General features: G+C 70.0%; 1 protein-coding gene. It reads left to right on the forward strand.

Annotated elements, in window-relative coordinates:
- Window positions 1-1,810 (forward strand): LTA synthase family protein (locus AC1D01_RS33080; protein ID WP_477873713.1); only part of this gene is annotated, 1,810 nt, incomplete at both ends.

The following is a 1,810-nucleotide window of genomic DNA, read 5'->3' on the forward strand; positions in this document are numbered from 1 at the left end:
CCGCCGTGCTCCTCGTCGTCGGCACCGTCTGCCGCGCCGTCTTCGGCCTCTGGTTCGCACCGCCCGATGCGGCGCTGTCGGCCGGCGACTGGGCCGCCGCGCTGTGGCTGGGCGCGCGCTTCGACCTGCGCGTCGCGCTCGACAGCGTGCTGCTCGCCTGGCTGCTGGCCACGCTGCCGTGGGTCGGCCGCTGGCTGCGCCCGCCGCGCGCGCGCGCCTTCTGGTGGACGTACTGGATGCTCGCCGCCTTCGTGTGGGCGCTCGGCGTGGTGCTCGATGCCGGCCACTTCGCCTACCTCGCGCAGCGGCTGACGGCGGTCGTCATCTCGCTGGCGCGCGACATCGGCGAGGCCACCGGCATGGTCACGCAGACCTACCCGGTCGGGCGCATCGCGCTGGCGGTCATCGCCTGGCTGGTGCTGTGCCACTTCATCTTCGGCTGGCTGTGGCGCCTGGTGGTCGGCACCTCGGCGCACCCCGTGCCGCCCGCTCCGCGCAAGCGCTGGCAGGTGGGTGTGGCCGAGACGCTGGTGGTGCTGCTCGGCGTGCTCGGCATCCACGGCAAGTTCTCGCAGTACCCGCTGCGCTGGAGCGATTCGATCGAGCTGCAGAACGCGTTCGCGCAACAGCTGTCGCTGAACCCGCTGCACAACCTGTACGACACCTGGACCTTCCGCGCGCAAAGCCTGGGCGACGCGCAGATGCGCCCCGATGCCGATGCGATCCGCGCCTTCGTCGGCCTGCCGCCGCTGAAGCCGGGCGAGCCGATCTCGTTCCTGCGCACCGTGGCGCCGAAGCCCGAGCGGGCCGGCCAGCCGATGAACGTCGTGCTGGTGCTGCTGGAGAGCTTCGCGGCGCACAAGGTCGGCGCGATCGGCAGCCCGCTGGGCGCGACGCCCAGCTACGACGCGCTCGCGAGGGACGGCCTGCTGTTCACGCGCATGATGAGCGCGCACGGCCACACCGCGCGCGGCGTGTTCACCACCGTCACCGGCATGCCCGACGTCTCGGTCGAATCGACCGCGTCGCGCAACCCGGCGGCCACCAACCAGCAGTCGATCATCAACGAGTTCGCCGGCTACAAGAAGTTCTACTTCATCGGCGGCAGCACCTCGTGGGCCAACGTGCGTGGCGTGCTGACGGCCGCGATCGACGACGTCGACATCGTCGAGCAGACGCGCTTGAAATCGCCGGTGGTCGACGTGTGGGGCGTCTCCGACAAGAACCTCTTCCTGGAGGCGAACGAGATGTTCCGCGCGCAGAAGACGCCGTTCTTCGCGATGATCCAGACCAGCGGCAACCACCGGCCGTACACCATCCCCGACGAAGACCAGGCCGCGTTCCAGCCGCCGACGCCGACCGATGCGCAGCTGGAGGACAACGGCTTCATCTCGCTCGACGAGTACCGCGCGTTCGCCTACCTCGACTGGTGCATCGGCCGCTTCATGGCGGCGGCGAAGAGGGAGGCGTACTTCAAGAACACGATCTTCGCGTTCATCGGCGACCACGGCATCATCGGCGTGACCGGGCCGCACCTGCCGAAATCATGGCACGACCTCGCGATCACGCAGGGCCACACGCCATTCCTCGTGTACGCGCCCGGCCACGTGGCGTCGCGCCGCATCGACCACTGGGCGCAGCAGGTCGACGTGCTGCCGACGCTCGCGTCACTGGCCGGCATCGGCTACCGCAACACCACGCTCGGGCGCGACCTGCTCGACCCGCAGTTCGATGCGAGCCGCGTCGCCTTCGAGTTCCAGTTCACCGGGCCGCGCCAGCTCGGCGTGCTGGTCGGCACGCACATGCTGGT

Source organism: Rhizobacter sp. P3_B12 (assembly GCF_056402895.1).